General features: G+C 66.9%; 11 protein-coding genes. 4 read left to right on the forward strand and 7 right to left on the reverse strand.

Annotated features, from left to right (window positions below; genetic code table 11):
• Positions 1-69: 69 nt before the first annotated feature.
• The 4 genes from phnY to psrA form a co-directional block, all read right to left on the reverse strand.
• Positions 70-1,518 carry a phosphonoacetaldehyde dehydrogenase gene (phnY, locus tag ACWV14_RS36135; RefSeq protein ID WP_454908636.1) on the reverse strand — a complete coding sequence of 483 codons (1,449 nt, stop codon included), beginning with the start codon at positions 1,516-1,518 and terminating at the stop codon, positions 70-72.
• 27 nt (positions 1,519-1,545) lie between these two features.
• Entirely contained in the window at positions 1,546-2,772 is a 1,227-nt protein-coding gene (phnA, locus tag ACWV14_RS36140) for a phosphonoacetate hydrolase (RefSeq protein WP_454908637.1), read from the reverse strand.
• Between the two features lie 54 nt (positions 2,773-2,826).
• Positions 2,827-4,134 (reverse strand): MFS transporter, encoded by a 1,308-nt coding sequence (locus tag ACWV14_RS36145; RefSeq protein WP_454908638.1) that lies wholly within the window; start codon positions 4,132-4,134, stop codon positions 2,827-2,829.
• Between the two features lie 96 nt (positions 4,135-4,230).
• The gene (gene psrA, locus ACWV14_RS36150) at positions 4,231-5,322 is read right to left on the reverse strand and encodes an iron-containing alcohol dehydrogenase PsrA (protein ID WP_454908639.1); all 1,092 of its coding nucleotides are present in this window, start codon (positions 5,320-5,322) and stop codon (positions 4,231-4,233) included.
• 174 nt (positions 5,323-5,496) lie between these two features.
• Here psrA and ACWV14_RS36155 point away from each other — a divergent pair, with 174 nt between their 5' ends.
• Complete coding sequence (locus ACWV14_RS36155) at positions 5,497-6,363, forward strand: LysR substrate-binding domain-containing protein (protein WP_454908829.1); 867 nt, start codon at positions 5,497-5,499, stop codon at positions 6,361-6,363.
• On the opposite strand, the gene ACWV14_RS36160 is transcribed toward ACWV14_RS36155, so the two are convergent.
• The 3 genes from ACWV14_RS36160 to ACWV14_RS36170 are packed head-to-tail and all read right to left on the reverse strand — an operon-like array spanning position 6,357 to position 8,898.
• Positions 6,357-6,890: a Fur family transcriptional regulator gene (locus tag ACWV14_RS36160; protein ID WP_454908640.1), complete on the reverse strand. Its 534-nt coding sequence runs from the start codon at positions 6,888-6,890 to the stop codon at positions 6,357-6,359. The genes ACWV14_RS36155 and ACWV14_RS36160 overlap by 7 nt on opposite strands.
• Before the next feature lie 29 nt (positions 6,891-6,919).
• A complete protein-coding gene (locus tag ACWV14_RS36165) occupies positions 6,920-8,599 on the reverse strand; it encodes a cyclic peptide export ABC transporter (protein ID WP_454908641.1) in 1,680 nt (559 codons plus the stop codon).
• A 59-nt stretch (positions 8,600-8,658) separates the two neighbouring features.
• Positions 8,659-8,898, reverse strand: coding sequence for a hypothetical protein (locus ACWV14_RS36170; RefSeq protein ID WP_454908642.1), 240 nt, complete (start codon positions 8,896-8,898; stop codon positions 8,659-8,661).
• Positions 8,899-9,075: 177 nt separating this feature from the next.
• Between ACWV14_RS36170 and fhuF the strand changes: the two genes are divergently transcribed.
• The 3 genes from fhuF to ACWV14_RS36185 all read left to right on the forward strand — a co-directional run bounded on the left by fhuF (position 9,076) and on the right by ACWV14_RS36185 (position 13,262).
• Entirely contained in the window at positions 9,076-9,828 is a 753-nt protein-coding gene (gene fhuF / locus ACWV14_RS36175) for a siderophore-iron reductase FhuF (protein WP_454908643.1), read from the forward strand.
• A gap of 66 nt (positions 9,829-9,894) precedes the next feature.
• Complete coding sequence (locus ACWV14_RS36180; protein ID WP_454908644.1) at positions 9,895-11,976, forward strand: GNAT family N-acetyltransferase; 2,082 nt, start codon at positions 9,895-9,897, stop codon at positions 11,974-11,976.
• Positions 11,958-13,262: a lysine N(6)-hydroxylase/L-ornithine N(5)-oxygenase family protein gene (locus ACWV14_RS36185; protein ID WP_454908645.1), complete on the forward strand. Its 1,305-nt coding sequence runs from the start codon at positions 11,958-11,960 to the stop codon at positions 13,260-13,262. Before ACWV14_RS36180 ends, ACWV14_RS36185 begins: the two co-directional genes overlap by 19 nt.
• The last annotated feature ends 17 nt before the right edge of the window (positions 13,263-13,279 follow it).

Raw genomic sequence — 13,279 nt, forward strand, 5'->3', positions numbered from 1 at the left:
CATGGATATTTCGACAGTTCTGTCGGTTTTTTCGTCAGATCGGACGCCCCTCCCCCCGGGGCCTCGCTCTTACCAGGGCAGCGAATAGGTCTTGCAGTTGGTGAAGCTCTTCATGGCCTCGAGCACGCCTTCCTTGTAGCCCAGGCCCGAGTCCTTGATGCCGCCGAAGGGCGTGAGCTCCAGCCGGTAGCCCGGCACCTCGCGCACATTGACACTGCCCACGTTCAGCTCGCGGATGAAGCGCGTGATGTAGTCCATGCGGTTGGTGCACACCGCCGACGACAGGCCATAGGCCGTGCCGTTGGAGATGCGGATCGCTTCTTCGATGCTCTTGAAGCGGATCACCGGCGACACCGGCCCGAAGGTCTCGTGCCTGGCAACGGTCATCTGCGGGTCCACATGGTCGAGCACCGTCGGCGAATACAGCGCTCCGCGGCGCTCGTTGCCGTACAGCAGCCTCGCCCCCGCCTTGATGGCCTCGTTGACCACCGACTCGAACTGGATTGCCGCCGCCTCGTCGATCACCGTGCCCATGTCCGTGGCCGGGTCCATCGGGTCGCCGTACTTCAAGGCCTTCGTCTTGGCCACCAGCAGTTCGACAAACCGGTCCGCCACCGACTCGTGCACCAGCATGCGCTTGATCGCCGTGCAGCGCTGGCCGGAGTTCTTGTACGAGCCGCTGGCCGCCAGCGTCGCCGCCTCCTCGACATCGGCATCCTCCATCACGATGATCGGATCGTTGCCGCCCAGCTCCAGGATCTGCCGCTTGTAGACCGCCTTGCCCGCGATGTACTTGCCGATGGGCACGCCCCCCGTGAAGGTGACCAGATCGACATCGGCATTGGTCAGCAGCTCGTCGGCAATCTCGGCCGGATCGCCGGTAATGACCGACAGCATCTGCGGCGGCAGGCCCGCCTCGTACAGGATGTCGGCCAGCAGGAAGGCGGTGAGCGGCGTCTTCTCGCTGGGCTTGAGCACAATGCGGTTGTTGGTGGCAATGGCCGGTGCCACCTTGTGGATCACCTGGTTCAGCGGATGGTTGAACGGGGTGATGGCGGTGATGGCGCCCTGCAGCGGCTCGCGCAGCGTGTAGACCTTGCGGCTCTTGCCGTGGTGCGTGAGGTCGCACGAGAACACCTGGCCGTCGTCCACCAGGGCCTGGTTGGCGGCGAACAGCAGCACGTCGGAGGCGCGGCCCACTTCGTACAGCGAGTCCTTGCGGCACAGGCCCGACTCCATGGTGATGACGCGCGAGATCTCGTCCAGGCGCGAGGCGATGATCTCGCCCGCGCGCATCAGGATCTTGTAGCGCTCATAGCGCGTGAGGGTGGGCTTGTAGTCGCGCGCGACACGCAGGGCATGGCGCACGTCGTCCAGCGTGGCCTTGGGCACGGTGGCGATGACTTCGCCGGTGTAGGGGTAGGTGACCTCGATGGTGCGGTCGCGGTGCACGCGCTCGCCGGCAATGCGCAGGGCCTCGCGGTGGACGGTGCCTGGCTTCAGGATGGCTTGGCTCATGGGGAAGTGCTCCGGAAGTCGTTGTCGTTACTGGGCGTGGTTCAGCGCGATGTCCAGCGCGTCGAAGTTGCGCAGCCGGCGCCCGGCGGCAATGCCCGTGACCGGGCGGTTGCAGATCAGCGGCACGCGCTGCTCCGAAACGCCACCGTGCGAGCGCAGCGGCACTTCGAGCGCCGACAGGTCATGCCGGCTGGCCGAGGTGCCGATGACGGTGTTCTGCTCGCTGACGACCACGATGTCGCCGATGCGATCAGGCGGCAGCTCGAAGCGCGCGGCGGCGTCCTTGCGCGAGAGCACCGACTCCATGCCGGGCACCTGCCGGATGCGTTCGATCCAGCCGGGCACGCTGGCTTCGTCGGGTGCATACACGGTGGCGAAGGAACCGAGGGCGCCGTGGTGGACCACGTAGGGGTCGGTGATCGGCAGGATGACCCGTGCCTCGTCCTGGCCGTACCAGCCGTCGAGCACGTCCTGCAGGTAGATGACGTTGGGCGATCCGTCGGCGCCGTGCTTGTCGTTCATGCCGTGGTCGGCGGTGACGACGATGGTGGCGCCCAGGGCGTCGAGCTGCGCGAGGTAGCCGTCCATCATGGCGTAGAAGGCGTTGGCGGCGGGGCTGCCGGGGGCGGCCTTGTGCTGCACGTAGTCGGTGGTCGACAGGTACATGAGGTCGGGGCGGCGCGACTCCATCAGCTTGACGCCGGCGGCGAAGACGAACTCCGACAGTTCGGCGCTGTAGACCGAGGGCACGGGCATGCCGACCATGTCGAGCACGTTGTCGATGCCGTTCTCCTCCATCGTGACCTGGTCGGACTTCTCGGAGGAAAAGCAGATGCCCTTCATGCGGTGGCCCAAGAGCTTGCGCAGCTTGTCCTTGGCGGTGACGACAGCGACCTTGGCGCCTGCATCGGCAAAGGCGGCCAGCACGGTGCCCGCGCGCAGGTACTTGGGGTCGTTCATCATGACTTCCTGGCCGAGTTCGCGGTCGAAGAAGTAGTTGCCGCAGATGCCGTGCACCGCCGGGGGTGCGCCGGTCACGATGGACAGGTTGTTGGGGTTGGTGAACGAGGGCACCACGCAGTCGGCCAGCAGGTCGGCGCCGGACTTCCTCATGCGGTCGAAGTACGGGGCCACGCCCGCGGCGATGGCTGCGTCCAGGTACGCCGGCTCGCAGCCGTCGACACACACGACCACGACGGGGCGCGACATCCAGCGGTAGCTGCGGGCATTGACTTCGAGTGATTCAGGCTTCATTGGGAAAGGGCTCCTTGAGGGAAAAAATGAGTAAAGAACGGACGCAAGGGCTCTTCAGCGACGAATGAACAGCGCGATGAAAGCGCTGATGAGGCAACTCGTGGCCACGATCGGGAAGACCATCGAGGTGTTGCCCGAGTGATCCAGCAACCTTCCGATCAGCGGTTCGCCCAGGCCCGCCAGCAGGTACGAGAAGAAGTTCATGACGCCGGTGGCAGTTCCCGACCGCTTGGCCCCGACGAGGTCAGGACACAGGGCCCAGAACGAAGAGGCGGGGCCGTAGACGAAGAAGCCGGCCAGGAAAAGCAGCGCCAGGCCGCCGACGCTGGTGGGCAGCACATACATGCCGACGGAGGCGGCGGCGCCGAGCAGCATGTAGAGCACGATGGCCTTGTAGCGCTTGGAGCCGAAGACACGATCCGAGATCCATCCGTTGGTGAGCGCACCGAAGGCCATGCCCACTGGCAGCGCGACGGAGATCCACACGGGATCGATCATCCCGCCGGACATCTTGCTCCAGTCCTTGCCGAGAAAATGCACCGGCACCCAGACGATCAGCCCGTACCGCGCGGCATTCTGGAAACCGATGGAAAGCGCCGCAATGAGCAGCTTCGGGTTGCTGATGACAGCCTTGTAGCGCGACCAGGAGCTTTCCTCGGACGTGCCCTGCAGGCCCGCCGCCTCCGCGTCCTGTGCATTGGCGATACCCGTGTCGGGCGACTTGAAGCCGAGGTCCTCGGGGCGCTCCCGTGCGATCAGGTAGAACGCGATGCCGCCCACGAGCATCAGCAGCACGGGCAGCCTGAAGATCCATCTCCAATCCAGTTGCAGCACGTTCACCACCACGATGGACGTGACAAAGGACAGGACCGATGCACAGCCGGCGGCGAAGGTGTAGCAGCCGAACACCTTGCCCCGCTCTTCGGCACCCCACCAGTTCGACAGCAGGCGGCTGCCCGGCGCCCAGCCGAGCGCCTGGAAGTAGCCGTTGACGCCCCAGGGGATCGCCAGGCTCTTGAAGCCGACGGCGAAGCTCACCACCCAGTTCGCCGCGCACGACAGGATGGCGCCGGCCGTCATCACGCGGCGTCCGCCGAACTTGTCGGCCAGGTTGCCGTTGATGGCCTGGCCGATGGCATAGCACCAGAGAAGACTGGCCGACGCCCAGCCCAGCACCTCCTTCGACAGTCCGAACTCCTTCTGCAGCCCCGGAATGGCGAAGCCGAATGTCTGTCGGCCCGTATAGAAGAAGAAATAGCAGAACATGGCGGCCAGCAGCATTCGCCACTGCGCGCGCCGGAATGAATGTTCCAGAGGCTGCGCATACGCGCCGGCCTGCAAGCCTTGATTTGCCAATTCCATTTTTGTCTCCTGTTCTTGACGGACGTGGGTCCGTGGGACCGGCTTCGATGCCGGCATTTTTTCTCGACGCTCTACTCGCTCTACTGCCTCGACCGGCTAGGCGGAAACCGCCCCGATGAAGTTCTTTCCGCGCGCCCCGTCCATGGCACGCGCGATCATGGCAGCGGCTTCGCTGTCCGCCACGCCGTAGTCCGCGAACTCGGTCTTCACGCCGAGCCCCTGCAGGAAGTCGCGCAGGCGCCGGGCGGCGATGCGCAGGTCCGGCCCGAAGAGGCGCCGCAGCGTGCGGTCCCGATCGGGGGAGCGCGCCCATGCCTTCTCGAGAACCAGCGGCAGCGTGAAGGAACACGCGATGCCGTGCGCCAATCCGTGCCGCAGCGTCATTTCGTACGAGATGGAGTGGGCCAGGGCCGTCTTCGTGTTGGAGAACGCAAGCCCGGCCTTGAGCGCGGCCAGCGCCATGCGTTCGCGCAGTTCGATGTTGCCCAGGTCGGCAGCCAGTGCCGGCAGGCACTCGAAGATGTCTTCGACGGCGGAGATGGCCAGGGCGTCGGAGATCGGATTCGCGTTCACGTTCCACACCGACTCCAGCGCGTGGGACAGCGCATCGAGCCCCGTCGACACGGTGGTTCCCGCCGGCACCGAGAGCATCAGGTCGGGGTCGACGATGGCCGCCTCCGGCCAGGTGGCGTCCAGGTGCAGCGAATACTTCTTCTGGTTCGCGGCATCCCAGATCGTGGCCCAGGGCGTCACTTCGCTGCCGGTGCCCGCCGTCGTCGGCACGGCTATCAGCGGCTTGACGCTGGCCGGCACGAAGGGCTTGCCGGCGGCAAGGAGACCCACCAGTTCGTCGAAACGGCCGCTGGCCGTGCCGACCATCAACGCCTTGGCGGTGTCGATCGCGCTGCCGCCGCCCACGGCGACGATGGCGTCGCACGCCTCGGCCGACTCCCAGAATCGGTTGTAGAGGGCCGACAGGTGCGCCACATCGGGGTTCGGGCGCACGTCGTCGATGACTCCGAGCAACGAGTCTTTCAGGAGCTCGCGCAGCTGTGCGACCAGCCCAAGCTCGCGCGCTTCCGGAAACGTGACGACCACCACCCGCCGACCGGCGAGGATGCCGGGAAGCTGCCCGAGGCTGCCTCGGCCGCAGTGAATGGAAACGGGGTTGTGAAATGCGTGGGGCATCGGGGCTTTCTCCTGGAATGGCCGTTTTCTGCATCGCGCCATGTCGCGCGTTCTGCTTGGGTGGGCAGTGTCGAAGCCGGCCACCATCGCGTCCAATCGCATTTCCGATGGCCGCATCGTCGAAAATCGATGGATCCAGCCACCAGGCCCCAGCCTCCCGCGAGGATCGCTCCCATGTTTCACCAGTACTACAAATCGATTCGTTGCTTCCATGCCGTGGCAAAGACAGGCGGCTTCACCTCGGCGGCGCACTATCTGCACATCGGCCAGCCCACGGTGACGGACCAGGTCAAGGCGCTGGAAACGCGCTTCGGGGTAGAACTCTTCCTTCGCACCGGCCGCAGCGTCCGGCTCACCGCCGTGGGAGAACGGCTCTATGCGATCACCCAGGGGCTGTTCGGGCAGGAAGAGGAAGCGATCCAGTTCCTGCAGAGCGCGCACAAGCTCAAGGCCGGCGTGGTGCGCGTGGGGGCGGTGTCTCCGCCGATCGCGCTGGAACTCGCGCACAACTTCCGGCAGGCGCATCCCTCACTGGAACTGACCGTCTCTATCGGCTCCGAAGACGCCACACTGCGGGGACTGCAGGACTTCGACATCGACGTCGGCATCATGGTGGAACCGACTGCGATCGAGGGGCTGCATATTGCCCCTTATCGCGACGAGCGGATCGTCGCCGTGGTGCCCGAGAACCATCCATGGATGGCGCGCCCATCGATCGGCACCGGCGACATCGCGGGAGAGGCGGTCATCCTGCGCGAGCCCGGATCGAAGACCCGCCATCGCGTCGAACGGGCGTGCCAGAAGAAGAACGTGCGCCTGAACTGCGTCATGGAAATCAACAGCCGCGAGGCCATCCTTCACGCGGTCGCCAACGGCATGGGCATTGGTTTCGTCACCCAGGTGGAGTTCATTCCCCTGCCCGGCCTTGCGGCAGTCCAGATCGACGACAGCGAGCTGTCGATCAGCTACTCGCTGTGCTGCCTGGCGGTGCGCAAGGACCGGCCTTTGATCCGTTCACTGTTCGAAGTGGCGCTTCAATGAGCACCGCGTTGCGCCGCGAACGAGGCCGGCCCCGCGTCGCAACGCACGCAGTCCGCCCGCACGCAGGCGAGCTGCACCGTGACGGGCCCGCCGAGCGGCATGCCATGCGCCTGTGCCGCGCGCACGAGACCCTCGTGCAACGCCTCGTCGACCACCTCGACGCTCGCGTTGCAGCCCCCGCAGCGCAGGCGCACGGTGCTGTCCGCCGCCTGCGTGCGCCGCAGCCGGTGCACCGCGCGCGCGCCGCCCAAGCCGCGCTCCCATTCGCGCTGCACGAGCCTGGCTTTTTCCAACTCCTTGATCACGCGGTAGACACTCGCCAGGCCGGTGGCCGTGCCGCGCTTTAGCATGCGGCGAAACACCTCTTCGCCGCCGAGCCATTGCGAATCGCTTTCCGCCAGTGTCTGCAGCACGCACAGCCGGATGACGGTGGGCCGGATGCCCAGGCTGCGCAGTTGCTCCGAGAAACTCCCGTTCGCCGGCACCTGCGCCCGGTGCGTCCCTGAAACTGCCGTCGACTTGTGCACTTGCCGCTGCCGCTCGTGGTGCCGTGCGTTCAGGCCGCAAGGCCTGGCGCTGGCGCCTTGGTGTCCTGCTCGATGCGCCCGGCCTTCATGTGGACGATGCGGTCGGCCACATGGAAGTAGCGGTCGTCGTGCGAGATGACCACCAGCGAATGCCCCTTGGCGCGCAGCTCGGGCAACAGCTCGGTGTAGAAAAGGTGGCGGAAGGTCGGGTCCTGGTCGGCGGCCCATTCGTCGAACACCAGCACCGGGCGGCCTTCCAGGTAGGCGTGTACCAGCGCGAGCCGCTTGCGCTGGCCTGTGGACAGATCGGTGGTGCTGAACGCGCCGTCCTTCACCGACACCTTGTGCGCGATCTCCAGCCGCTGCAGGTAGGGCAGCGCGGTCTCGGGCAGCGCTTGGTGGCCGCCTTCCTCGCCGGCCACGAGGTCCTCGAACAGATAGAAGTCGGAGAACACCGTGGTGAAAAGCTGCCGGTAGTCGTCTCGCGTCTCGGGCGTGATGGGCTTGCCGTCGAGCACAACTTCGCCCTGCTGCGGCACGTAGAGCCCGAGCAGCAGCTTGATGAGCGTGGTCTTGCCCGAGCCGTTGTCGCCCACGACGAACACAATCTCGCTGCGCCCGATCTGCAGGTCGACCGGCCCCAGCGCAAAGGCCTCGCTGCCCTCGGGCGTGTCGAAGGCGTAGCGCACGCCGCGCAGCTCGATGGCGTTGCGCAGCGGCGGTGAAGTGGGCGGCGAGCCGAGGTGCAGGTGCGGCTCCGGCGTGGCGAAGCGGGCCGACAGGTCGGCGATGCGTTCGAAAGCCACCCGGGCGCGGCCCAGATGCGGCAGGGCACCGACGATCTGGTCGATCGGCCCCTTGATGAACAGCAGCACGAGCACGAAGCCGCTGAGCACCACCGGGTCGGTCGTGCGCCAGGCGGCCCAGCCGAGGATCAGGGCGATCAGCAGGAAGAACAGTGCCGAGCCGAAGGACGTGGCCAGCACGAAGATGTTGATCGCGCGGCGGTTGATGTCGCGGATGTTGTCGACGGTGCGGGCGATCTGCCCTTCGTACACCCTGGCGCGGCGGGCACGGTGCATGCGCAGTTCCTTGGCGCCCTCGCTGATGCCGCGGTAGGCCTTGTGCAGCAGCTCTTCCTGTTCACGCGACTGGAAGAAGCCCGCGATGCCGCGCCCGTGGGCCCAGGTCTGGACGGCCACCCCGATCAGCATCGCCACCACCAGCAGGCCGAACAGCGGCAGCGACAGCCACGCGAGATAGCCCAGGCAGCCCAGCGCGATGGACAGGGAGATCATGGTGGCTGCCAGCATGAACGCCACGTCGCTGATCATGTCCACGTCCTGCGTGAGCACGGGCATCAGCCGGTGCATGCGGTAGCGCTCCAGCGCGTCGATGGGCGCCGCGAGAATTTTCTGCGCCAGGTCCTTGCGCACCTGCGCGACCAGCCTCTGGCCCACGACGTTGTTCGAGATGTCGGACACCGCCCGGCCGACGAGCGCCAAGGCGCAGAGCGCGACGAATGTCAGCAGCAGGCCGCCGGCCATGCCGCCGGTCCGGCTGAGCACCTCGTTGATGGTCGCCAGCAGCGCCACAGTGGCCACGCCCGCTGCGATGCCGGTCACGGACGAGAGCGCGATCCAGGGAGTGAAGGGTTTCAGCAGCCGAAGCAGGTCGGACGCCTTGGCGCTGGCGGGTTGGGTTTGCATGACGGGTATGACGGCCCGGCGGCTGGAATGTTTAGCGCGCGCCATTGCAGCTGTTGCCGCTATTGCAGCGTCGGCTCCTGCCGGGACTCGTCGCCGGGCGCTGATCCGACCATCGCCGCACCGGCCAGCGCCCAGAGCGTCAGCGCCTCGTCGAACGCACGCACATGCTTCGCATCGCGCCCCAGCCACAGGACCAGCTTTTCCGCGCGTTGGAGCGACGGCGCGTCGTGCAGCTCGCGAAAGAGCCGCCAGGCCTCGCTGAAAGCCGGATCGGAAGGAGCCTGGTGTCGGGAGTTCATCGCATTCGGAGGGGCGGCCTGCTGTGGATGCGTGGATAGACGCGACCCGCCGCCATATGTTTAGCGCACGTCATCGGCGCGTCGCAATTTCCTGAACTATTGCGCAGCACTAAACCGTCGGGCGCGTCATCCGTCTTCTTCAGCGATGAGCATGATTTGCGTGGCCCTGCCCTTCCGATGATTCCCCTGCTGTCGCCGATCTTCCAGGGCGAATGGGCGGCCTATGGCGAGGCGCTGGCGTGCGCGCCGCAGCCGCCGGCCGGCGCGTTGCGGGTGGCTGACCTCGTCGCCGACCCGGCGCTGCTTGCCGGCCTGCTGCAGACGCATGCGCGGCACCTGCGGGTGCGCAAGCCCGACCTTCGCCCGGTGGCCTCGGCCTGGAGCATGGATTACCTCAGTGCCCTGCTGCCACCGGTGGCGGCGGCGGCCACTCTGTTGCAGCACGTGTTCCCGATGGCGCCCGCGCAGGTCTGGCTCACATTGGCCGATGGTGCGGTGCCACGGCGCTTTCACATCCCGCATGAGGGCGAGCCCCTGCCGGGAGCCGACACCGCGGCGCGCTACGCCGCACTGCTCCGTGAGCATCTGGCCCCGCTCTTCGAGCAACTGACCAGGCTGACGCGCATCGCGCCGAAGATTCTCTGGGGCAACGCGGCGCGCTATCTGGAGCCCGTGCTCGAACAGGGGCTGGCATTGAGCGGTCATGCGCCATCCGTCGCGAAAGACCTCCAGTACCTGCTGCATCAGCCGCACTGGGGCGGCCAGGACAACCCGATGTTCGCCATGCGACGCCAGGTCGTGCGCATGCACTCGGGCATGCCCGAGCCGCTCGCGCTGCACCGGCAGTGCTGTCTCTACTACCTGCTGCCCGAAGAAGGCTATTGCGGCGCATGTCCGCTGGCGCCGGAATTCCGCAAGGCGACCGGCTAAACAAACGCACTGGCCGCGCGTCATTTGCGGTTAAGCATCCATTCATCGGTGCCACAGCGATTCCCCATGCCACTGCATCCCGATCTCGAAGCCTTCCTCGAACTGGCCGCCCTCGCCGAAGAAGACGGCCGTCCGCCGATGTGCGAGATGTCGCCCGCGCAGGCCCGCGCGAGCTACGACCAGTCGACCGTGGCGCTGGACGGCACCGGCCCCGACCTGCCGGTCGAGGACATCGCCTTCCAAGCCCGCGACGGTGCCACGCTGCGTGCCAGGCTGTACCGTGGCGGCGCCACGGCGGCGCCGCTGCCGACCCTGCTGTATTTTCACGGCGGCGGCTACGTCGTCGGCGGCCTCGACTCCCACGATGCGCTGTGCCGCGCGATCGCACTGCGCACGCCCTGCGCCGTGCTGGCGGTCGACTATCGGCTCGCGCCGGAGCACAAGTTTCCCACTGCGTTCCACGACGCCGAGGACGCCGCGGCGTGGCTCGCGGTGCACGGCGGCTCGCACGGCCTCGACACCACGCGCGTGGCCTTCGGCGGCGACAGCGTCGGCGGCACGCTGGCCACGGCGCTGACCCTGGCCGCGCGTGAAGCCCGACGCCCGCAGCCGCTGCTGCAGCTGTTGCTCTATCCGTGCACCAGCATCCGCCAGGACAGCGCCTCGCACCAGCTCTATGCGCGCGGGCACCTGCTCGAGCAGCGTACGCTGCAGTGGATGTTCAACCACTACCTGCGCAGCGACGAGGATCGGCAGGACTGGCGTTTCGCGCCGCTCGCCGCGCAAGACCTGTCGGGCCTGGCGCCCGCGCTCATCGTGCTGGCGGAGTACGACCCGCTGGTGGACGAGGGCAAGGCCTATGCGCAGCGACTGCAGGCCGCCGGCGTGCGCACGCTGCTCGACGTGCACGAGGGCATGGTCCACGACTTCGCGCGCCTGAGCCAGGTGGTGGAGGAAGCCGACACGCTGCGCACCGCGATTGCACGGACGCTGGCCGATGCGTTCCAGCGCCCCGCCGTCTCGGCGGCGCCGGCGGCGTCGGCTTCGATCGGGGCCTGGGTGTTCCATGCGCATCCCGATGGCCATCCGCTCGAAGTGCGGCTCGATGCAACGAAGCTGACCATCGGTCCGCAAGGGAGCAGGGAGCGCACGAGCCAATGGGCGTTGCGCGAGCAAGCCGATTCGCTGAGTCTGGAATGGCCGGGCGATCACGGCACGCAGCCTGAGGAACCTCATCTGCTCGCAGCCATCGAGGCGGCCTTCGTGCGCCACCCCGGGCATCGCATGCTCTCGCTGCAGGCGCCCGCATCGCGCATCGCACGGCTGGTGGACGCGGGCGCGGCAAGCGAGGCTTCCAGCTCGCAGCCGTGCGTTGTCGCGCGCGAAGCCTTCTGGCAGTTGCCTCGCGTGTGGCAGCGTAATCCGCGCGAGCCCTACGCGCAGCGCTACACCATGAGCCAGGGCAGGCGCCATCCGCTGCGCCCGGCCAAACCGGCCGGCACCGTCTACCAGCGCCACATTCCATGGCTGTCGCAGACGCTGACACTGGACACCGTCGACATCGAGCGCGACCTCCCGGCTTTCAACCGCTGGATGAACGACCCGGTGGTGGCCCACTTCTGGGAGGAGCAGGGCGACCTCGCCAGGCACCGCGCCTACCTCGAGGCCATTGCCGCCGACCCGCGCGTCACCGGGCTCATTGGCCGGCTCGACGGTGAGGCATTCGGCTACTTCGAGGTGTACTGGGCCAAGGAAGACCGCATCGCACCCTTCTACGACGCCGGCGACCACGACCGCGGCTGGCATGCGCTGATCGGCGAGGCGCGCTTTCGCGGCAAGCCGTTTCTCACGGCGTGGATGCCTTCCGTGTCGCACTACCTGTTCCTGGACGACTGCCGCACGCAGCGCATCGTGATCGAGCCGCGCGCGGACAACCACAAGATGATCAAGAGCCTGGGCCGCTGCGGCTATGCCCACGTCAAGGAGTTCGACTTTCCGCACAAGCGGGCCATGCTGGGCATGCTGCTGCGCGAACGCTTCTTCGGCGAGGCCCTCTGGATTCCCCAAGGGGAGCCAACCATTTCGCCAACTTCGGCCAAGGGCGCCGAACTTCCCATCGAGGACACCCCATGCAAATCCATGACCTGATCGGCGTCGGCTTCGGCCCGTCCAACATCGCCCTGGCGATCGCCCTCGACGAGAAGCGCCACCACGGCCAGTTCGTGGACGCGCTGTTCATCGAGAAGCAGCCGGGCTTCGTCTGGCACAAGAACATGCTGCTGGACAACGCGCACATGCAGATCTCCTTCATCAAGGACCTGGCGACGCTGCGCAACCCCGCGAGCCGCTTCACGTTCCTGAACTACCTGCACGAGAAGCAGCGCCTGCAGGACTTCGTCAACCTCAAGACCTTCTTCCCGAGCCGGCACGAGTTCAACGACTACCTGGGCTGGGCCGCTGCGCAGTTCGAGGACCGCTGCGCCTACGGCGAGGCCGTATTCGAGGTGATTCCGGAGATGCGCGGCACGGAAGTGCAGTTGCTGCGGGTGCGCTCGCGTGAGGCCGATGGCACCGTGCGCGAACGGCTGGCGCGCAATTTGGTGGTGAGCGTGGGCGGCGTGCCGAACGTTCCCGCGCGCTTCCTGCCCTTCAGGGAAGACGCCCGCGTGTTCCATTCGAGCAACTACCTCGAGGCGATTGCGCGGCACCCGAATGCAAGGCGCATCGCCATCGTCGGCGCGGGCCAGAGCGCTGCCGAGCTCTTCATGGACCTGCAGAGCCACCCGAACAAGCCCGCAGTCGACCTGATCATGCGGGCCCGCTCGATCAAGCCGTCGGATGACAGTCCCTTCGTCAACGAGATCTTCAATGCCGACTTCACCGACTTCGTGTTCAACCGCTCCGAGCCCGAGCGTGCGGAACTGCTGGAGGAGTTCTGGCACACGAACTATGCGGCGCCCGACCTGGAACTGATCCAGCAGATCTTTAACGTGTTCTACCGCCAGCGCGTGGCCGGCGTGGCACGCCACAGCTTCCTGCGCCGCCACGAGGTGTCGGCGGTGCGCGCGGCGGCCGACGGCATCCACCTGTCGCTGCACGACATGAACACCGATCAGCGCGGCAGCCAGGCCTACGACGTGGTGATACTCGCGACGGGCTACAAACGCGACGGCCACAGGGCGCTGCTCGATCCGATCGCACAGTACCTGGGCGACTTCACGGTCGACCGTCACTACCGGCTGCAGGCCGCGCCGGAGCTGAAGCCGGGCATCTTCCTGCAGGGCGCCTGCGAGATGAGCCATGGCCTGAGCGACACCCTGCTCTCGGTCACGGCGATCCGCTCGGACGAGATCGGACAGGCGTTGCTGAATGCGAATCCTCGGCCGGCGGTTCAAGCGGCAGAACGCGTGCCTCGCGCGGCAGCCGTTCTTTGACATTTGCAACGCCCGGG

Source organism: Variovorax durovernensis (assembly GCF_977011995.1).